Raw genomic sequence first — 18260 nt, 5'->3', positions numbered from 1 at the left:
CCAAGCATGCCTAAGCTCTTCTCGGCCAAGGTGTTGATCCCCCTGCTGGCGGTACTGGCTGCTGCGGGGATGGTGGCCTACATACTCTTCGCGCCGCCAACCATGTGGAAGCCGGTGTACATCCGGTTCGAGGATACCTCGCCCGACGCTTCGGCTGCACAGGCATCGCCCGCATCGTCCGAGGCGTCAGCGACGAAGGCAGCAGCGGGCATCGTCATACCCTATCGGCCAGGGTCCGGCATCATGTACGACCTGGGCACGAAGATCGTGAACCTGGCGGAGCCGGGAGGACGCCGGTACCTGCAGATCGGGGTAGTGCTGGAGTGTCTGCCGCACGATGCCACCTTCTACCAGCTAACTGGCGAGGCACGGTCTCGGGCGGAGGCGGAGGCGGTCAAGGAACTGGACGCCCTGAAGCCGGTGCTTGAGGACGTGATCATCGGACTGCTCACCAGCCGCACCTACGCCGAGATCTTCACCGTGGAGGGGAAGAACCGGCTCAAGGAAGAGATGATGGCGCAGGTGAACGGGCTGTTGAGCCACGACCAGGTGGCAGGGATCTACTTCACCGAGTTCCTGGTGCAGTGACTCGGCGCGACAGAGGGTACGACGGTAGGAGGCGAATGGACACCGATCGCAGCCTCAGTCAGGCGGAGATTGACGCTCTGCTTTCGGCCATTCCTCAGAAAGGCCAGGGGAGGCAGCACTTCGAGCCGTCCGAGGCAGGCAGGCGTACCAGCCCGTACGACTTTCGGGCTCCTGATCGGTTCTCCAAGGAACACATCCGCACACTGCAGATGATCCACACTGCCTTGGGGCGGCACCTAGGCGGCTCTCTCTCAGCGGCGCTGCGCTCGTCGGTCCACGTGGCGTTCCTCCGCATCGAGCAAAGCACTTTCGGCGACTTCGCCGACACCGTGCCCGAGATGATGGTCACGGCGGTGCTGACCATGGAGCCCCTGCCCGGCCGCTGCCTGCTTCAGTTGGACCTGCGGGTGCTGCTCGCAGCCGTGGATCGGCTTCTGGGTGGCAAAGGTCGGCCGGCCAAGGTGGCGGACGACCGCGAACTGACTGACATCGAGGTCAAGCTCACTCATAGCCTCCTGGAGCATTTCGTCAGCGCGGCGCGCGAGGCTTGGAGCACAGTGGTTGACCTGATGCCGGCCATTGCCGATGTATCGGCGCGCAAGCAGCTGCTTCAGATCGCCCTACCCACCGAGGCGGCAGTGATGGTGATGTTCGAGGTCCGCATCAACGACCTCTCCGGTACCATGAGCCTATGCCTGCCCTACGAGATGCTCAAGCCAGTGGCGCCGAAGCTGACCCCTCAGGCGTGGATCACGGCCGGGAACCGCAACGGCGATGGGCAGGTGCGCGAGTTGCTGGAGTACCAGCTCGAGCGGGTGCCGGTGGAGCTGAGTGCGCTACTGGGGTTCGCCGACCTGCCGCTGCGTGACCTGGCGCAGCTCGAGGTCGGCGACATCGTGATATTGGATTCTGTGGTCAGTGACGAGGTGTCGGTGTTGGTGGAAGGAGAGCCCAAGTTCCGAGCTTGGCCGGGCCTCGTCGCCAACAAGCGAGCGGTGAAGATCGCGCGGCTGCTGGAGGAGGACGGATGGTTGTAGACGACGAGGGCATCCATGGGCACGAGTTGGACCTAGGATCGCCGGAGGCGGTCGGCGAGGAAGTCGACTGGAGCCCCGCCAAAGGAGCCTCCGATCGCCCACCCGGCCGGTCCGCCGCCGCAGGGGAGTCGAGCTCCCAGGGCGAGCCGGATGCCGGCTACGCTGCTAGGGAACTGACAGGAACGCGGCGGCAGCGACCGGCAGGGACCCTGCCTTCGGCCGACGCCCGTACGCTGGTGCAGCGAGCCCGGTTCGTGCCCCTGGCGGAGGAGCCCGAGGAGTCGGCAGGCCCATCGAACATAGACCTGCTTCTCGATGTGAACCTTCGCATCTCGGTGGAGCTGGGGCGAGCGACTCTTACCGTACGTGAGACCCTGAACCTGGCGCCCGGAAACGTGGTGGAGCTGGACAAGCTGGCCGGAGACCCGGTGGACATTCTGGTGAATGGGCGCCTCATCGCCAGAGGTGAGGTGGTAGTGGTAGACGATCAGTTCGGGGTCCGCATTACCGACATCGCGTCGGCGCGGCAGCGAATGGAGGCGATGCGCTAAGATGACCAGCCGCGGCGTGGGCCCAATACACCTTAGGCCCCCCGGGGGGGCGAGTGGGCGGCAACTTGTCTGCGCCTTGGCGGTGGCCACCCTTCTGGCTGTGGCGTCGGGAAGTCCCGGTGCAGCAGCCCAAGGATGGGCCAGGGAGGCCGAGCCTGCCGCGCCGTCCCTTACGGATCACACGAGTCTGATGGAGGGGGATGCGCCAGGACTGGACCTGCCGGCGGGAGCGTTGTTGCTGGACCTGTCGTGGAAGCTGGGCCTGGTGCTGATCCTGGCGTACGGGGCCCTGTGGCTGACTCGCCACGGGTTGAGCGTCAGGCGAGGGCCAGCCTGGCGAGGCTTGCAGGTGATAGAGACGTTGTCCCTAGGCGGGCAGCACCGTCTGCACCTGGTGCGAGTAGGTCGGCGCGTGCTACTGATAGGGGCAACGGCACAGCAACTGAGCACCCTGGCGCAGATCGAGCCAAGTGAGCTGGCGCCCATTGGGGAGGCAGAGAATCGGCTAGATCAACTCCAGGCTCTGCAGTCAACGCCAGGCATCGCGTCTCTCTGGGTCGCGGGTCGGCGGGCGGTTCGGAACCTGTCTGGTTCTCAGGCGGCGTCTCCGGTCGGCGAGTGAGGGGCTGCCGCATGGACGTGCGCGAGAGGGACCGAGGTTGCTGGTTCGGGCGAGGGACGGCGCTGGCGGGCGCTCTGGGGTTGGGCCTGTTGATGACCGCCTGCGGCACCAATGCAGTGGTGGTGCCGGACCCCGCCCAGATACCGGGGCTCACAGCTACCGGCGACCCCCAGGAAGTGGCGATCGGGGTGCAGATTCTGCTCCTGCTCACTGTGCTGAGCCTGGCGCCAGCGCTGCTGGTGCTGATGACCAGCTTCACCCGGATTGTGATTGTGCTTTCCTTCGTGAGGAGCGCCATCGGCACCCAGCAGGTACCGCCCAATCAAGTGTTGATCGGCCTGGCGCTCTTCCTCACGCTCTTCACCATGTCTCCCACCCTGGAGGCGCTGAACCGGGATGCCTTTGAGCCCTTCGTGCGAGGAGAAAAGAGCCAGCAAGTGGCACTGAGAGAAGCGGAAGCCCACCTGCGTCGCTTCATGCTTAGGCAGACTCGGGAGAAAGACATCGCTCTCTTCGTCAACCTTGCCCAAGCGGAGCGCCCTCGGACCCCGGACGACCTATCCCTGACAGTGCTGGTGCCTGCCTTCGCCTTGAGTGAGCTGAAGACGGCGTTCCAGATGGGTATTCTCATCTTCATGCCCTTTCTGGTGATAGACATGGTGGTCTCGAGCACGCTGATGTCCATGGGCATGATGATGATGCCTCCCTCCATCGTGGCCCTCCCGTTCAAGCTGCTCTTGTTCGTAATGGTGGACGGATGGCACCTCACCGTCAGCTCCCTGCTGGCCAGCTTCGGCTGAGAGGCAAACCTTGACCGAGACCATGGCCATGGGGGTGTTGCGGGAGGCCGTCGTCACCACGTTGTTGCTGGCTCTGCCCTTGCTGGCAGTGGGGCTGGTGGTCGGCCTGGCGGTGAGTCTATTCCAGGCAGTCACCCAGATCCACGAGATGACCCTGACCTTTGTGCCCAAACTGCTGGGCATAGCGGCAGTGCTGGTGTTGGCGGGTCCCTGGATGATGCACCGCCTGCTGGCCTTCACCCGATGGCTGTTCGACCTGCTCCCGCAGATGGCGCGCTGACTGGGTGGCCCATGGGCAGTCTCTGCTCCCCTCACGACAGACCTGCCGACCCATCAGTACCGCCGGTGCACCTTAGCCCGGCCCAGCGTGCCACTGGGCCTCTGGCGGTCTGACCGAAGATGTCGGCCGATGTCATGGCGACGACGCAGTCTCTGGCCCTGGTGTTCTGCCGCCTTCTGGCCGCATTCCTGTTGACGCCAGCCTTTTCAGTGAGGACGGTACCGGCCAGGTTCAAGGTCGGCCTGGCCTTCTTCACCAGCCTGGCCCTCTGGTCCGGCGGGTGGGTAGCTCTGAGCGAGCCGCTGCCGGTCCTGCCCCTCGCCGCTGCCGTGCTGCGCGAGTCGGTCGTGGGAGCGGCGATAGGCTTCACCGCCCACCTGTTCGCGGCCATAGGCCAGGTCGCCGGTAGCATCATTGACCTGCAGGTGGGCTTTCGGGCTGCCAACCTGATGAACCCACTGACTTCGATGCCCGGATCGGCCGTGGACCAGCTGTACTTCCTGCTGGCTTCGGTGCTGTTCCTAGGGCTAGACGGCCACCACTTGCTCTTGATGGCGCTGGCAGAGACGTTCGACGCCCTGCCGCTGGACGCCAGTCCGGGCTTGTCCGGGCAGGCGCTGGCGCACCTGGCTGCCGGGGTGAGCTCGGCCGTAGTGGCGGGGGTCCGCATCGCCTTGCCCGTGGTGGCGGTCACGCTGGTGCTGGATGTCATGCTGGCGCTTCTGGCCCGAGCGGTGCCGCAGATTCAAGTCTTCTTTGTAGGGCTGCCGGTGAAGCTCGGCCTCGGGCTGGGGGTGCTGCTGCTGACGGTCCCGGTCGTGGTGATCATCATGAGGGAACTGCTGGGGCAGATCCCGCGCCAGATCGAGCTTCTGGTGCAGGCGCTGTAGGCTCACATGGCAGACAGGACGGAGGCCCCGACCCCGCGCCGGCGACAGGAGGCGCGGGAGCGCGGCGAGATCGCCCGCAGCCAGGAATTGAGCTCCGCGGTGGGCATGACCGCGGCCTTCACCATTCTTCGGTCGGTTGGCCCCGCCACTTGTGGCCAGCTCTCGGAGATGGCGGCGAAGCTGGTGTCGGGCGGTCACGCCGGCTTTGAGAGCCCGGAAGGCTTCCGGGCCTTGCTGCTCTCGGCGGGCGCACCGATAGCCCTGAGCTTGGCGCCACTGATGGGCGTCCTAATGCTCTCCGGGGTGCTGGTGAGCGTTGCCCAGACTGGACTGTATCTCTCGGGGCATAGCCTGAGGCCGAACCTGGCCCGCCTGAACCCTCTGGCGGGGATGAGACGAATCTTCTCGTCGCGCAGTCTGGTGGAGCTGGCCAAGCAACTAGCCAAGATCGCTCTCATTGGCGCGGTCTGCTACCCGATGACGCGCTCCCATATGCCGGGCCTGGTCGGTCTGGCGCGGGTGGACCTGAACCAGGCACTGACCTGGGTGTGGCAACTCACCGTTGACATGGGAGTGCGGGTGGGGCTGGTGATGATCGTGCTGGCGCTGGCCGATTACGTTTACGAGCGACGCCAGCACGAGAAGCGGCTACGCATGACCCGGCAGGAAGTCATCGAGGAGATGAAGCGGTACGAGAACCCGTTCATCCGCGCCCGCATCCGCCAGCAGCAGCGTCGGGTGGCCATGCAGCGTATGATGGCGTCGGTGCCCAAAGCAGATGTAGTGATCACCAACCCCACCCACCTTGCGGTAGCGCTGCAGTACGATCCGAAGCGTATGGGGGCGCCGGTGGTGGTGGCCAAGGGGCAGCGCCTCATTGCGGAGCGGATACGGGAGCTGGCGCTCAGGCACGGGGTGCCCGTGGTGGAACGGCGGCCCTTGGCGCAGGCCCTCTACGGGATGGTGGAGGTGGGCATGGAGGTGCCGTCCGAGCTCTACCAGGCGGTGGCCGAGGTGCTGGCGTTCATCTATAGCTTGAGGGGTAGACGATGAGCGCGGTAGAGGCCGGTCAGTACGGCAGCGGGGCCAGGAGCCTCCTGCGCAACAGCGACATCGCCCTGGCAGTGGCGGTGATCTTCGTGGTTGCCATGATGATCGTCCCCCTGCCCCCGGCGCTCCTCGACTTTCTGTTGGCCACCAACTTGGGCATCGCCATCATGGTGCTGCTGGTCAGCATCTATCTGCAGGAGGCGCTGGACTTCTCCGTGTTCCCGTCCCTGCTCCTGGTGCTCACGCTGTACCGGCTGGGGCTGAACGTCTCCGCCACGCGACTCATCTTGTTGCACGGACATGCCGGTAGCGTCATCCAGGCTTTCGGCAGCTTCGTAGTGGGCGGCAACTACATCGTGGGCATCGTGGTGTTTATCATCCTGATGATCATCCAGTTCGCCGTCATTACCAACGGTGCCGGAAGGGTGGCCGAGGTGGCGGCCCGCTTCACCCTGGATGCAATGCCCGGGAAGCAGATGAGCATTGACGCCGACCTCAATGCCGGCATGCTGACCGAGGAGGAGGCGCGGGCTCGCCGACGCAAGATCGAGCAGGAGGCGGACTTCTATGGAGCTATGGATGGGGCATCCAAGTTCGTCAAGGGCGACGCCATCGCTTCCATCGTCATCGTGTTGGTGAATATCCTGGGCGGGTTCGCCATCGGCATGTTCCAGCTCCAGTTGTCGCTAATGGAGTCGCTGCAGCGGTTCACGCTCCTGGCGGTAGGCGATGGGCTTGTGGCTCAGATACCGGCCCTACTCATTAGCACTGCCGCTGGCATCATAGTGACTAGGGCGGCTTCGGACGAGAACCTGGGGCAGGATATCGCGGCTCAGGTGGCGCGCCACCCTAGAGCGCTCCTCATTTCAGCCGGGGTCCTATTGTCCCTGGGCCTGGTACCCGGCATGCCCACGGCGCCGTTCCTAGTCATGGGCGGGGTTGCTGCGGCAGCCGGCCTGGGCCTGCGGCAGGGCGGAGGTCGGGACGATGACAAGGACTCGAGGCAGGGAGCCTCACCTGCGCCGCCGGCAGGCAGTCTTGCCGCCGAGGCTCAGATTCAGTACGACCGTCTGGAGCTAGAGCTAGGATACGGCCTGATCGGCCTGGTCGACGGCAGCCGAGGCGGCGACCTCCTGGAACGCATCGGGGCGCTGAGGCGACAGGTCGCCCAGGAGATGGGCTTTGTCCTTCCCAAGGTGCGCATCCGCGACAACCTGCGCCTGTCCGCTAACGAGTACGCAGTCAGACTCCATGGAGAGCCGGTCGGCCGGGGAGAACTGATGATGCAGCATTACCTGGCCATGCCCATCGGCGAGGCGGCGGAGCCCATCGAAGGCATCCCCACTACTGAGCCAGCTTTCGGGCTTCCGGCCTTCTGGATAGAGGAGAGCCAACGGGAGCGGGCCGAGCTGACCGGCTACACCGTGGTGGACGCTCCCAGCGTGCTGACCACGCATTTCTCTGAGATCGTGAAGCGTCACGCGGGGGAGTTGATCAGCCGGCAGGATGTCCACGAGCTCTTGGAGACAGCGAAGCAGCAAGACGCCGCCGTGGTGGAGGAGCTTATACCCGGCTGCCTATCCCTGGGTGAGGTGCACGAGGTGATCCGAAGGCTGCTGGCTGAGCAGGTGCCCATCCGCAACATGGTGAGGATTCTAGAAACACTGGCGGATGTGGCCAGGCAGACGAAGGACTTGGACCTCATCACAGAGCACGTGCGCCGAGGTCAGGCGCGCACGATCTGCAACCTGTACCGATCCGAGGATGGCGCTGTGCACGTCGTGACTCTGGCGCCCGAGCTGGAGGAACGGCTGGCTCAGTCGGTGCAATCGGCCGGTGGAGCCCGGAACCTGGTGCTGGAGCCGCCGCTGGTGCAGGCTCTCATTGAGTCCATCGGGCAGCAGGTGGAGCTGATGGCTCAGCGCGGGCTGCGGGGGGTAGTGCTCTGTTCAGTGGCTGTGCGGGCGCCGCTTCGGCGGCTGATGGAACGCGCTCTCCCTGAGGTAGCGGTCATATCCTTCGCTGAGATCGCTCCGGAAGTGGAGGTGCAGTCTGAGGCGGTGGTGCGCATCCGGTTGGAGGAGGGCGTCGGGTGAAGCTGAAACGGTTCGTGAGCAGGGACATCCGAGAGGCGATGGACCTGATGAGGGCGGAACTCGGGCCGGAGGCGGTGATCGTGCATAGCCGGGAGGTCTGCCCCAGGGGGCTGTCGCGCTTCTGGCGCCGTCCTCAGCTGGAGGTGCTGGCCGCGGTGGAGGAGGATCGGCCTCCTCGGCCACCCATCCGCCTGCCCTCGGCCGCTGATTTGGAGCAGGCTTCGCGCCTGAAACGACTGGAGGCCAGGCTGGACGGCCTCGCTTCGTCTGTAGAGGCCCTGGCGGCCCGTTCCCCGGTGCTGAGTGAGTCGACGGCGAGCCCCGAGATCACCAGGCTGATTGGTCAGAACCTCTCAGAGGAGCTGGTCCAGGAGCTGAGTGCGTCCTCGAGCACCAGAGGTAGCGCCACAGTGGCTTCCAGGTTACGGGAGCGGTTGCCTCGGTTCGCCCAGCTGACCCCGCGCGGGAACTCGCCCGATGTGTTCTTCTTCCTAGGTCCCACTGGCGTGGGGAAGACGACAACCGTGGCCAAGGTAGCGGCGGAGTTCGTCGGCAGGCGGGGCTACCGGGTAGGTCTCGTCGCTGCCGACACCTTCCGAGTGGCAGCCATCCCTCAGATCGAGATCTACGCCGATCTAATTGGCGTCCCCCTGCGCGTGGCCTACGACGCGGACGATCTCCGACGGGCGGTCGAGGGGTTTCGGGGGTGCGACGCAGTGCTGGTGGACATGCCGGGGCGCAGCCCTGCCGACGGAACGGGGATAGCTGAGGTAGATGCTCTTACAGGCGCTCTGCGCCAGGCCCGCCGCCTCCTTCTACTCCAAGCTGGCAGCCAGCTTCGCGACCTTCGGCGGGCCGCACGGGCGTTCCGGGCCGAGACATGCGATGGGCTCATACTGACGAAGTTGGACGAGACCGAGGTATTCGGTCCGGCCATATCCATCGCAGTGGAGCTAAGTCTGCCCGTGCACTACCTAACGGTTGGCCAGAACGTGCCCGAGGACATCGAGCCCGCTACCGCAGATCGTCTCCTATCGCTGCTGCTGCGGGGGCCGACGGTGCCGCAGCAGGCGGTCTCGGGGTTCGAGCGTCGGGGGCTACTCGATCTCGCTCGGGCCGACTCGGGATTGAGAGCATGATCGGGCTGCGAGAGCACAGCCGCCAGGCGAGCGGGTTGGTGGGTCTGCGGCCACCGGCTTCGCCGGCATGCCGGCAGACGCGGGCCCTCGCCGTTGCCAGCGGCAAGGGTGGCGTGGGCAAGACAAGTATAGCAGTCAACTTGGGGCTGGCCTTGGCCCGACGGGGGACCCGGGTCCTCCTGTTCGATGGGGACCTGGGACTGGCCAATGCGGATGTGTTGCTCGGCCTGCGGCCGGAAAGGACTCTTCGCGACGTGGTCGTCGGGCGGTGCCGCCTGTCAGAGGTGCTCATCGAGGCCGAAGCGGGGCTGCACCTAGCCCCGGGAGGTAGCGGGCTAGCCGAGCTTCTGCACCTGGATGAGGCGGGCCGACGGGAGCTCCTCCTGGAGTTGGGCGAGCTGGAGCGATCTTACGACTTCGTCCTCATGGACCTGGCAGCAGGCCTGGGTCGAGACGTGGTGCGGCTGCTCGCCCATGCTGGCGAGGTGCTGGTGGTCACCACCCCGGAGCCCACGGCGCTGACCGATGCCTATGCCCTAGTGAAGGTAGCGCACCGCGGCCCGGGCGACAATCGGTTCGGACTAGTGGTCAATCTAGCGAACAACGAACTAGACGGTCGCGAGGCAGCCTGTCGTTTGCAGCGAGTGGCCCGAGCCTTCCTGGACCTGGCCCTTCCCCTGCGCGGCATCCTTCCGAACTGCGCTCAAGTGCCCGAGTCCGTGCGGTCCCAGACGCCGACACTGACAGCCTTCCCGCGCAGCCCGTTCTCTGTGGCGGTGCGGGCCCTGGCCGGAGAGCTGGCTGGGCAGCCGGAGCCGGCGAGTCAGGGCGAGGGAGTGGCCGCCCTGCTCCGGGCCTGGTTTGCCGGTACCGGCCCCTGGCGCCGGAGCCGAGCTGTACCGGGAGCCGCGAGCACGGGAGCGCGCCGGGAGGAAGTTAACCTCTGAGCCCGGTTAGGGGCAGGACCGGGCACGCACGCGCCTCCTTGTAACGCCGACAGCCTCTCTCCTACCCAAAGGGGTTTCCTCGCAGCGCTATCTCGTGTTTTACGGCCGCTTTACGGCCGATTCACGTCAGTTTTACTGACCTTCCGCGACCGTTCCCCTATGGTACAGGCGTAACGACATGTTCGGCGGAGCCCTTACCGGCGGCCGACTGACGGACGAGGTGTGGCATGCCAGGTTCTTCCCGGAACGGGAGTGGCAACTCTGCGAATCGGGGAGGAGGTGCGTCCGAGGTAGAGCGACTGTGGGAGGAGTACGCTCGCACCCGCTCCTCGGAGATCCGCGAGCGCCTCGTGGTCCACTACGCCTGGCTGGTCAAGCACGTCCTCGGCCGGCTGGCGGTGGTCCTTCCTCCCAGCCTTGACTATGGCGACCTGGTGGGGCATGGCACTGTGGCTCTCCTGGAGGCAGTAGATCGCTTCGAACCTGAGCGTGGCAACAAGTTCGAGACCTACGCTTCGGTGAAGGTCAGAGGAGCCATTCTGGATGCGATCCGATCCATGGACCTGGTGTCCAGACCGGTGCGGCGGCGCATGAGGATGGTGTCTGAAGCAGTGACACGGCTCACTCGGGAGCACGGCCGGGCCCCATCCGATGAAGAGGTGGCCGCCAGCCTGGGCATGACAGTGCCGCAGCTACTGAATGTCTACCGTCGGGGAGCGGCCGCCGTAATCTCGCTCGACTCCCTGCCGGCGGTGGATCCGGCCGATGACGACATGGCGTTGCACGAGGCGCTGGCCGACGAGGCCCAAGTTGACCCGGCCGAGGAGGCGGTGCGCGGCGAGCTATCGGACACCGTGGCGGCCGCCATCGAGTCGCTTCCCCACCGGGATCAGACGGTGCTTTCCCTGTACTATCACAATGGCCTTAACATGCGCGAGATCGGGGAAACGCTGGGGATTTCCGAGTCGCGCGTGTGCCAGATCCACGGCAAGGCCATAACCTACCTTCGAGCCTGGCTTAGCCGCCGCGATCCGGAGCTAGCGCAGCAGGCAGCGGCTACTGCTTCCAGGATGCTGGTGGGGGCCTGAAGCGCAATGCTGGGCCAAGGTGATTCCGATCGGGCGAGCGCGGCCTACCTCTCGGCGCGCAGCCAGGGTGAGACATTGCAGGTGCTGCGTGCCCTGGGAGAGGCGGAGAAGAGAGTCGAGGCTCTCCTGGACAGGTTGGAGGCGCAGACCGCCCAGTGCGAACGGCGTCTGGCCCAGGCAGTCGAGCAAGCCGAGCGGGCTGCCGCTGTGGCCCTGGAACTGCGGCAGGACGTGAGCAGCCTCATATCCGCCTTGCAGGGGCTGGCGACAGAAGTGGACGCCCAGATGCGGGACCACACCGCCAAACTGATGGCCGGTCTGGCTTCGGCCCAGGCCTTTGGGAGCCAACTTCCCACTGCTACGGGCGAGGGGCGTGCGGTCGGCCCCGGGGCCATGGAGCAGGGAGACCGGGTCGGCGCGCCCAGCGGTAGCTCTGAGCCTGCGGGACGGGCGAGGGAGCTCCCTAAGCACCAACCGGGGCCGGATCGGACCAGCGCGACGGGCGCGGCGGATCAGCGAGTCCTGTCCATCCGGGATGAGTTCAGGGTCAGCGACAGCAGCCCGGGTGATGGTCGGTACGCTCGCGCGGTGCAGCTAGCTGCGCGCGGGTTGGAGGCAACCGAGATCGCGAGGTCGTGTGGTCTGGGAAAGGAGGAGGTGCGGATGTTGCTTCGCCTGCGGTCTCGGGCCGACGAACGGCAAGCCGAGCCGACGCCCTGCCGCGGAGCGGGCCAGTCGCGGGAGCAGGACGGTGGCTGAAGCTACCGGGGCGAGCCGTGCGAGGCACAGGTCGGGTGTCACCAGTGGCGAGAAGCTCAGGATCAGGCTCGTGAGGCTGGCGCTGGCCGCGCTGCTCGCTCTGGGAGGATTGGGGGTCAGGGCCCCTTCGGCCCTGGCCAATGGTGGCTCCCGCACCATCTACATGTCGTATCTGGCGGGCATGTCCAACTGGGGCCCACGGGATGCCACCGCGACGGCGACGGTAAACGTGGGTGAGGGCACCATCCACCTGGTGGCCACGGGGTTGCCCAGCCTCGTGGACGAGGTATACCAGGTGTGGCTCGTAACCGCCGACCGCGAGACCTGGGCGACGCTGGGGCGCTTCGCCGCCGGCGCCACGGAGCAGATGGTCTACGAGGGCGAGGTAGCTGGCGTCGAGGTGCTGGACTACCGCTACCTGATCCTGACGGTGGAGCCGACCGAGGACCTGGACCCGGCTCCCTCGAATCTCTACTCCATTGGCGGCATCTTCCCGAACGCCGAGGCTCTCCCCGCCGAATGGTCCATGTCCGTGGCCCGGTCGGCTGCGGCGGCCGAGGGGACGGCATTGGCCGCTGCTGCGCCTCCGGAGTACTTGCCTGAGACCGGCGTGGAGTTGTCGTCGTCGTTCGGCGCCGGGCTCGTTGCGCTGGTGACCGGGCTCTGCCTGGCTTGGGCGGTGGGCGTCGGTACAGAAGGAGACGCAGATGCGAGGAGTATACGCCGCCAGTAGCGTCTTCCTGGCGTGCCTGAACTACCAGGCGTTGATCGCCAAGAATCTGGCCAACGCCTCTACCCCTGGGTACAGGGCGGAACGGCTAGAATTGAGGTCCTTCGAGGAGCTCCTCTTGGGCCTCAGCGGCGACTCCGCCGATGCTGTGGGCCTCGGGGTGAGCTCCCGAGCTGCCCCTGTTGACCTCTCCCAGGGGCCCCTGAAGGAGACGGACAGGCCGCTAGACCTGGCCGTGGAGGGGCAGGCCTTCTTCACCGTTCAGACGCCGCAGGGGATTAGGCTCACTCGGGACGGCACTTTCGGCCTCAGCGCGGCCCGGGAACTGGTCACCTCCGAAGGATACCTGGTCTTGGGAACCAATGGCCCCATTGTGCTGCCCGAGGGCGAGGTCACCGTGACCGAAGCGGGGAACGTGTTGGTCGGCGACCGGGCGGTGGCGCAATTGGCCCTGGCGGTGCCCACTGACGAAGCCGCCGTCGAGAAGGTAGGGGGCAACTTGCTAGCCGGCCTCTGGCGTGCAGCCACACCCGAAGAGGGGAGGGTGCTTCAGGGCTACATTGAGGGCTCCAATGTGGATCTGAGCGACGCGGTGGTGCAGATGATGGCCGTGTATCGGACCTATGAGGCCGCCCAGCGCGTGGTGCTGGCACAGTCCCAAGCCATGGACGCGGCCGCGAACGAGTTGGGCAGGGTATAGGAGGCCAGCGTTGGCCATCTCAGCGATGGGCGTGTTTCGCATCGGCGCAGCCAGCATGATGGCTCAGCAGAGGGCCATCGAGGTTATCTCCAACAACCTGGCCAATATCAACACCACCGCGTTCGATCGCAGCCGGGTGGAGTTCAAGGAGGTTCTGGAGCTCCAAGGGAAGGCCAGCGAGGCCACCGGGGTGGGGATCGGCGGAGTGCGCCGGGTGCTGCGCCAGGGAGCCATACGGCCCACTGGAAGGGAGCTGGACCTGGCGATCCAGGGAGAGGGGTTCTTCGCCGTGCAGCTACCGGACGGCCGGGTGGGGTACACTCGGAATGGAAGCTTCCAGATGGACCAGAGGGGGCAACTGGTGACCGACGACGGTTATCCCCTCTTCCCCCCGCTCATCGTGCCTGAGGGCGCGGAGGACCTGGCGTTCCAGCCCGATGGGACGCTGGCGGCCAGGATGCCGGGCTCCGAAGTGTGGCAGCCGGTGGCCCCGATGCAGCTGGCTCGCGTGCCCAACCCCGAGGGGCTGGCACACTATGGCCGGGGGGTGTATGTCGCCACCCCTACCTCGGGGGAGGCTGCTGTCGGGTCTCCCGGACAGGGAGGCTACGGGCGTCTGGTGGTGAGGGCGCTGGAGGACTCCAGCGTGGAACTGAGCGAGGAGATGACCGAGCTCATCATTGCTCAGCGTGTCTACTCCCTGGGAGTGCGGCTGGTGCAGACGGCCGATGACATGCAGCAACTGGCCAATCAGTTGTTAGGCTAAAGTGTTGCGGCGACCTGCCGATATAGCTGGTGAGTGAGGGCCGGCAAGGCACTCGCCAGCCGTACGGAGGTTGACCGTGACTGACAGGATCGGCGCCGACGGCCCAGTCGGCGATCTGGATCAGACCCGCGCGGCGCGGGTTGCACCCCTCGCAAGAGGAGAGGGCGGGCTGGCGCGTGAGGCATCACCCGTCCCCACCGGCGACCGGATAGACATCTCGGCCCAGGCCGTCTGCATTCACCGCGCCCGGCTGGCTGTGGCGGCTGCCCCCGAGACTAGGCCGGCCCTGGTCGAGCGGCTGCAACGCGAGATCGCCGACGGCACTTACAGGGTGGACTCGCGAGCGCTGGCGGCGCGCTTGCTGCCAGTCCTCTTCCCCGATCGTTTCTCCCACTAGAGGCAACCCATCCGTGCCTATGCCGAGCGTTCTAGAAGCTTTGCAGCAGCTCGACCGACTGCTGGAGCAGCAGGCATTGGCTCTGGAAGGTGGGCGGAGCGACGAAGTGGAGTGCCTCAGCCTCGGAATTCGGCAGGCAATGGACATCCTGGATCGGGCCGAGTTGGAGGCCATACGCGGCGAGCTGGGCCGAGACCCGGACTTGCGGGGTGCTCTACAGGGCCTGCTGGCCTCGGCGCGCCTGCACCACCAGGCTCTACAGGGAGCGCAGGCCACCATCGGCACCCGGAGGGCGGCCCTGCGGCGCTGTGGCGTGCACTGGTACGGCGACCGTCCGCCGGCGCGGCACCTGGAAGCCAGTCTTGACCTGAGAGGATAGGGGGATCGCGTGCCGGGCACGTTCACCGGGCTGGAGACAGCGCTTCGCTCGCTGAGGGCGCACCAGCGGGCCATCGAGATCGTAGACCACAACATCGCCAACGTGAACACTGAGGGCTACTCGCGTCAGAAGGCGATCCTGACCACCACCCCTCCCTATACCGTTCCCTCCCTGAATCGCGAGCAGTACGTGGGTCAGATGGGGACGGGGGTGCAGGTGCAGCAGGTGTACCGGTACTCTTCTGGCTTCCTCGATGCCCAGATGCGACAAGAGTTGCCCCGCCTGCACCGGTGGGAAGTGCTGTCGGAGGGGATGCGGCAGATAGAGGTGGTGTTCCAGGAGCCTTCCGATACCGGCATAGCTGCCGCCCTGGGGCGGTTCTGGCAGTCCTGGGCCGAGCTGGCATCCCTTCCGGAGGACCTGGCCGCTCGGACCGCCGTGACGGAAGCCGCGTCCAATCTGGCCTTTGCCCTGCGCGATGCGGACTCGCGCCTGAGGGACCTGCGGTCCGACATGGACCTCCAGGTGCGCCAGACGGTGACCCGGATCAACGATATTGCGGTGGAAATCGCCGCCCTAAACGAACCCATAAGCAGAGTCCTCGCCTTCGGCGACCAGCCGAACGACCTGCGCGACCAGCGGGATCTCCTCCTGGACGAGCTGGCACGGCTGGTCAACATAAACTGCTACGAGAACCAGGATGGCACGGTCACGGTAGACATCGGTGGCCACTCGCTGGTGATGGGCAACAACTTCAGCCAGTTGGTGGCGCGGCCCGACAGTACCAATGGCATGCTGGCCAAGGTGGTGTGGGTGGATAGCGGCACTCCGCTCACTGTAAGCGGAGTGCCCCTCGAAGGGGCGCTGGACCCGAGCCGCGCTAGCCTGGTGGGTGGCAGACTGGGAGGCGCCCTCTATGTTCGCGACGTGGTGGTCCCCGGTCACCTGGATGCTCTGGATGCCATGGCCGAGGGGCTGATCTCTGCCCTCAACCAGCTTCACGCCACTGGTTACGGCATGCCGGATTCTTCGGCCACCCCGCCCGATCGTCCTGGCAGTGCCCTGGGAGCGGCTACGCTCGATCCCTTGGGGCCGGTCACCCAGGTGCTCGTGAACCCGACCGCTTACCCGCCTGAGATAGGGCTGGGGGCGGGCCGCTACTCAGTGGTAGTGCGCGACAACGGGGGGACGCTCGAGTTCCAGGTGCAGGACTGGGCCGGGCGGCCGGTGTCGGTCAAGGACGTCTCCGGTTCAGGAACCACCAGTGACTGGCAGGCCCTGGCATTGGTGATGGGCTCGGTATACGACTCCGGACGGGGCTTCGCCCTTGACTTCGGCGGGCTCTCGGGAGTGGAGGGAGTAGTGGCCGAATTCGAGTACCTGAACTTCCTGTCCGGAGCCCGGGCCAACGAGATAGACGTGTCTGCCTGGGTGCGGGGCGACCCCATGAACGTAGCCGCCGCCTGCTCCGGCGACGCCACTGGCGACGGAGCGTTAGCACTCGCCATCAGCCGCCTGCGGACAACGGCGGTGATCGGCGGCGAGGCAAGTGTGGACGACTACTACGCCGCCGTCATTACCGAACTGGGACTGGCTACGAGACAGGCCGTCGCCATGACTGCCAATGCCCAGAACGTGGTGGAGCACCTCCAGCGGCGCAAGGACGAGGTCTCGGCCGTGGACTTGGACGAGGAGACGGTGAACCTCATACTCTATCAGAGAGCGTACCAGGCTGCGGCCAGAGTCATGACCGCCGTGGATGAGATGCTGGACCGGCTCATCAACGGCACAGGCCGGGTCGGGCTGTAGGGGGTGCTGATGCGGGTTACCCATCGAATGCTGGTTCGGACCGCGCTGCGTGACCTGCAGAACGGGGTACAGGCCCTGGGGAAGTACCAGGAGCAGCTGGCCAGTGGCAAGAGGCTCCACCGGCCGTCGGACGATCCGTTCGCCGTGCAGCGCGCTATCAACATGCGGGGAGAGATCCAGGCCCTCGAGGCATGCAGGCGCAGCATCAGCTTGAGCCAGGATTGGGTGAACGCCACGGATGTGGCCCTGGACAAGCTCACCGACGTTCTGATACGAGCCCGCAATGTGGCCCTGAGGGGCGCAGACGACTCCATCGGCTCCGATGCCCGGCAGGCGGTGGCCATGGAGGCGGCGCAGCTGGTCGGTTCGGCGCTTCAATGCGCCAACAGCAGCACTCAAGGGCGATACCTGTTTGCCGGGTACAAGATAGACCAGCCTCCCTTCGTCGGGCTGGACGCGGCGTCCGAGGCGACGACCGACCCGGATGCGATCATCGCGGTGGAGTACAGAGGCGACGACGGGGCGATCGTGCGCGAGCTGGAGCCGGGCGTCAGCCTCCAGATCAACGTGAACGGGACGCAGCCGTGGCTGGCTCCTGACGACCCAGCGTCTGTATTCGCTCTTCTTCTCCAGTTGCGCGACGCCCTGGCCGCGGACGACGCCGGAGCGGTTCGAGGGCTTTTGGATCGGTTTGAGGCCGCGGTTCAGGCCGTGGGCGGCGCCAGAGCTATGATAGGAGCAAAGAGCCAGCGTCTGGCCGCCGCCCTGGACAAGCTGGAGGCGGTGACCCTGGGCCTTCAGGACCTCCTCTCCCAGACTGAGGATGTCGACATGGCTGAGGCTGTGGTACACTTCGCCCAGCGGGAGGCAGTGCTCAAGGTGGCTCTGCAGGTGAATGCGCGCATCCTCCCGACGTCGTTGCTGGATTACCTTAGGTGATGAGACCAGTAACCACTGACAGCCCGGGTGAGGAACAGGCCTGGCCGGCGGAGATCCTTTTCTCCGAGGGTCTGGTGGGGTGTTCCGAGTGGCGCCGCTTCGTCCTTCTCCGAGACGACCAGGCGGGCCCGGTGCAAATGCTGCAATGCCTCGATGAGCCTGAAGTGGGGTTCTTCGTTGCCGATCCGTCCGCAGTGGTGGAGGACTATCAGGTTGAGATCCCACCCGAAGCCGCTGAGGCCATCGGCTTGCGGGATTGGCGGGATGCCCTTGTGCTGTGCACGCTGGTGATGCAGCAGGATCCGCCTCTGGTGACGGCTAACTTGCTTGGCCCCCTGGTCGTCAACCAAAGAAACGGCCGCGGGGTCCAGATAGTGCTAAGTGGGTCCTCGTACTCCGCTCGTCACGTCGTAGCCGGTGAGCCAAGAGGAAACAGGGCGTGCTGATACTTACCCGGCGTCCCGGCGAGACGGTTGTGATCCAGGGTGACATCAAGGTCCACGTCCTGGCGGTGGAAGGGGAACGGGTCAAGTTGGGGGTGGACGCTCCTCGCCACGTACCCATCGTACGCCAGGAGCTTCTGGAAGAGGTCCGGCAGTCCAATCTGGATGCTGCCGTCCGGCCTGAGGATTCGCGCCAGCTGGCCACTTCGCTCAGCCGGTTGGTGCGGCGGAATGCAGGTTGAGCAGGCCG

Annotated in this window: 22 protein-coding genes; all 22 read left to right on the top strand. The window is 65.9% G+C overall.

Annotated elements, in window-relative coordinates:
- The first annotated feature begins 6 nt into the window (after positions 1-6).
- The 22 genes from HPY83_01870 to csrA all read left to right on the top strand — a co-directional run bounded on the left by HPY83_01870 (position 7) and on the right by csrA (position 18252).
- Positions 7-588 (top strand): hypothetical protein, encoded by a 582-nt coding sequence (locus HPY83_01870; GenBank protein ID NPV06694.1) that lies wholly within the window; start codon positions 7-9, stop codon positions 586-588.
- A 35-nt stretch (positions 589-623) separates the two neighbouring features.
- A complete protein-coding gene (fliM, locus tag HPY83_01865; protein NPV06693.1) occupies positions 624-1625 on the top strand; it encodes a flagellar motor switch protein FliM in 1002 nt (333 codons plus the stop codon).
- On the top strand, positions 1616-2176 hold the full coding sequence (fliN, locus tag HPY83_01860; GenBank protein ID NPV06692.1) for a flagellar motor switch protein FliN: 561 nt from the start codon (positions 1616-1618) through the stop codon (positions 2174-2176). The genes fliM and fliN overlap by 10 nt, the downstream gene beginning before the upstream one ends.
- 235 nt (positions 2177-2411) lie before the next feature.
- The gene (locus HPY83_01855; GenBank protein NPV06691.1) at positions 2412-2798 is read left to right on the top strand and encodes a flagellar biosynthetic protein FliO; all 387 of its coding nucleotides are present in this window, start codon (positions 2412-2414) and stop codon (positions 2796-2798) included.
- 92 nt (positions 2799-2890) lie between these two features.
- Complete coding sequence (gene fliP / locus HPY83_01850) at positions 2891-3598, top strand: flagellar type III secretion system pore protein FliP (GenBank protein NPV06690.1); 708 nt, start codon at positions 2891-2893, stop codon at positions 3596-3598.
- A gap of 22 nt (positions 3599-3620) precedes the next feature.
- Positions 3621-3878 (top strand): flagellar biosynthesis protein FliQ, encoded by a 258-nt coding sequence (gene fliQ / locus HPY83_01845; protein ID NPV06689.1) that lies wholly within the window; start codon positions 3621-3623, stop codon positions 3876-3878.
- 119 nt (positions 3879-3997) lie between these two features.
- Positions 3998-4768 (top strand): flagellar biosynthetic protein FliR, encoded by a 771-nt coding sequence (locus tag HPY83_01840; GenBank protein NPV06688.1) that lies wholly within the window; start codon positions 3998-4000, stop codon positions 4766-4768.
- A gap of 6 nt (positions 4769-4774) precedes the next feature.
- Positions 4775-5821: a flagellar biosynthesis protein FlhB gene (gene flhB / locus HPY83_01835; protein ID NPV06687.1), complete on the top strand. Its 1047-nt coding sequence runs from the start codon at positions 4775-4777 to the stop codon at positions 5819-5821.
- Complete coding sequence (flhA, locus tag HPY83_01830) at positions 5818-7914, top strand: flagellar biosynthesis protein FlhA (protein NPV06686.1); 2097 nt, start codon at positions 5818-5820, stop codon at positions 7912-7914. The genes flhB and flhA overlap by 4 nt, the downstream gene beginning before the upstream one ends.
- A complete protein-coding gene (locus tag HPY83_01825; GenBank protein NPV06685.1) occupies positions 7911-9053 on the top strand; it encodes a hypothetical protein in 1143 nt (380 codons plus the stop codon). Before flhA ends, HPY83_01825 begins: the two co-directional genes overlap by 4 nt.
- Positions 9050-10000, top strand: coding sequence for a MinD/ParA family protein (locus tag HPY83_01820; protein ID NPV06684.1), 951 nt, complete (start codon positions 9050-9052; stop codon positions 9998-10000). Before HPY83_01825 ends, HPY83_01820 begins: the two co-directional genes overlap by 4 nt.
- 227 nt (positions 10001-10227) lie before the next feature.
- Positions 10228-11088, top strand: a complete 861-nt coding sequence (locus HPY83_01815) for a FliA/WhiG family RNA polymerase sigma factor (GenBank protein NPV06683.1) — start codon at positions 10228-10230, stop codon at positions 11086-11088.
- Between the two features lie 6 nt (positions 11089-11094).
- A complete protein-coding gene (locus tag HPY83_01810; GenBank protein NPV06682.1) occupies positions 11095-11847 on the top strand; it encodes a DUF2802 domain-containing protein in 753 nt (250 codons plus the stop codon).
- On the top strand, positions 11840-12580 hold the full coding sequence (locus HPY83_01805; protein NPV06681.1) for a hypothetical protein: 741 nt from the start codon (positions 11840-11842) through the stop codon (positions 12578-12580). Before HPY83_01810 ends, HPY83_01805 begins: the two co-directional genes overlap by 8 nt.
- On the top strand, positions 12555-13277 hold the full coding sequence (locus tag HPY83_01800) for a flagellar hook-basal body protein (GenBank protein ID NPV06680.1): 723 nt from the start codon (positions 12555-12557) through the stop codon (positions 13275-13277). The genes HPY83_01805 and HPY83_01800 overlap by 26 nt, the downstream gene beginning before the upstream one ends.
- A 10-nt stretch (positions 13278-13287) precedes the next feature.
- The gene (locus HPY83_01795; protein ID NPV06679.1) at positions 13288-14043 is read left to right on the top strand and encodes a flagellar hook-basal body complex protein; all 756 of its coding nucleotides are present in this window, start codon (positions 13288-13290) and stop codon (positions 14041-14043) included.
- A gap of 76 nt (positions 14044-14119) precedes the next feature.
- Positions 14120-14440 (top strand): flagellar biosynthesis anti-sigma factor FlgM, encoded by a 321-nt coding sequence (gene flgM, locus HPY83_01790; protein NPV06678.1) that lies wholly within the window; start codon positions 14120-14122, stop codon positions 14438-14440.
- 13 nt (positions 14441-14453) lie between these two features.
- Positions 14454-14819 (top strand): hypothetical protein, encoded by a 366-nt coding sequence (locus HPY83_01785; GenBank protein NPV06677.1) that lies wholly within the window; start codon positions 14454-14456, stop codon positions 14817-14819.
- A 9-nt stretch (positions 14820-14828) separates the two neighbouring features.
- Entirely contained in the window at positions 14829-16628 is a 1800-nt protein-coding gene (flgK, locus tag HPY83_01780; GenBank protein NPV06676.1) for a flagellar hook-associated protein FlgK, read from the top strand.
- Positions 16629-16637: 9 nt separating this feature from the next.
- The gene (flgL, locus tag HPY83_01775; protein NPV06675.1) at positions 16638-17567 is read left to right on the top strand and encodes a flagellar hook-associated protein FlgL; all 930 of its coding nucleotides are present in this window, start codon (positions 16638-16640) and stop codon (positions 17565-17567) included.
- Positions 17564-18013: a flagellar assembly protein FliW gene (locus HPY83_01770; GenBank protein NPV06674.1), complete on the top strand. Its 450-nt coding sequence runs from the start codon at positions 17564-17566 to the stop codon at positions 18011-18013. The genes flgL and HPY83_01770 overlap by 4 nt, the downstream gene beginning before the upstream one ends.
- Positions 18007-18252 carry a carbon storage regulator CsrA gene (csrA, locus tag HPY83_01765; protein ID NPV06673.1) on the top strand — a complete coding sequence of 82 codons (246 nt, stop codon included), beginning with the start codon at positions 18007-18009 and terminating at the stop codon, positions 18250-18252. Before HPY83_01770 ends, csrA begins: the two co-directional genes overlap by 7 nt.
- Positions 18253-18260: the final 8 nt, after the last annotated feature.

It is taken from the genome of Anaerolineae bacterium (genome assembly GCA_013178015.1).
Lineage (GTDB): Bacteria > Chloroflexota > Anaerolineae > DRVO01 > DRVO01 > Ch71.
Note: the sequence above shows the minus strand (reverse complement) of the source record. Positions and strands in the feature narration are given on the sequence as shown.

What these genes read in the sequence shown, in the direction of transcription:
- flhA (NPV06686.1), top strand. Translation starts at nt 5,818, where the DNA reads ATGAGCGCGGTAGAGGCCGGTCAGTACGGCAGCGGGGCCAGGAGCCTC.
- fliP (NPV06690.1), top strand. Translation starts at nt 2,891, where the DNA reads ATGACCGCCTGCGGCACCAATGCAGTGGTGGTGCCGGACCCCGCCCAG.
- HPY83_01800 (NPV06680.1), top strand. Translation starts at nt 12,555, where the DNA reads ATGCGAGGAGTATACGCCGCCAGTAGCGTCTTCCTGGCGTGCCTGAAC.
- HPY83_01840 (NPV06688.1), top strand. Translation starts at nt 3,998, where the DNA reads ATGTCGGCCGATGTCATGGCGACGACGCAGTCTCTGGCCCTGGTGTTC.
- fliN (NPV06692.1), top strand. Translation starts at nt 1,616, where the DNA reads ATGGTTGTAGACGACGAGGGCATCCATGGGCACGAGTTGGACCTAGGA.
- fliM (NPV06693.1), top strand. Translation starts at nt 624, where the DNA reads ATGGACACCGATCGCAGCCTCAGTCAGGCGGAGATTGACGCTCTGCTT.
- HPY83_01870 (NPV06694.1), top strand. Translation starts at nt 7, where the DNA reads ATGCCTAAGCTCTTCTCGGCCAAGGTGTTGATCCCCCTGCTGGCGGTA.
- HPY83_01810 (NPV06682.1), top strand. Translation starts at nt 11,095, where the DNA reads ATGCTGGGCCAAGGTGATTCCGATCGGGCGAGCGCGGCCTACCTCTCG.
- HPY83_01820 (NPV06684.1), top strand. Translation starts at nt 9,050, where the DNA reads ATGATCGGGCTGCGAGAGCACAGCCGCCAGGCGAGCGGGTTGGTGGGT.
- HPY83_01815 (NPV06683.1), top strand. Translation starts at nt 10,228, where the DNA reads ATGCCAGGTTCTTCCCGGAACGGGAGTGGCAACTCTGCGAATCGGGGA.
- flgL (NPV06675.1), top strand. Translation starts at nt 16,638, where the DNA reads ATGCGGGTTACCCATCGAATGCTGGTTCGGACCGCGCTGCGTGACCTG.
- flhB (NPV06687.1), top strand. Translation starts at nt 4,775, where the DNA reads ATGGCAGACAGGACGGAGGCCCCGACCCCGCGCCGGCGACAGGAGGCG.
- fliQ (NPV06689.1), top strand. Translation starts at nt 3,621, where the DNA reads ATGGCCATGGGGGTGTTGCGGGAGGCCGTCGTCACCACGTTGTTGCTG.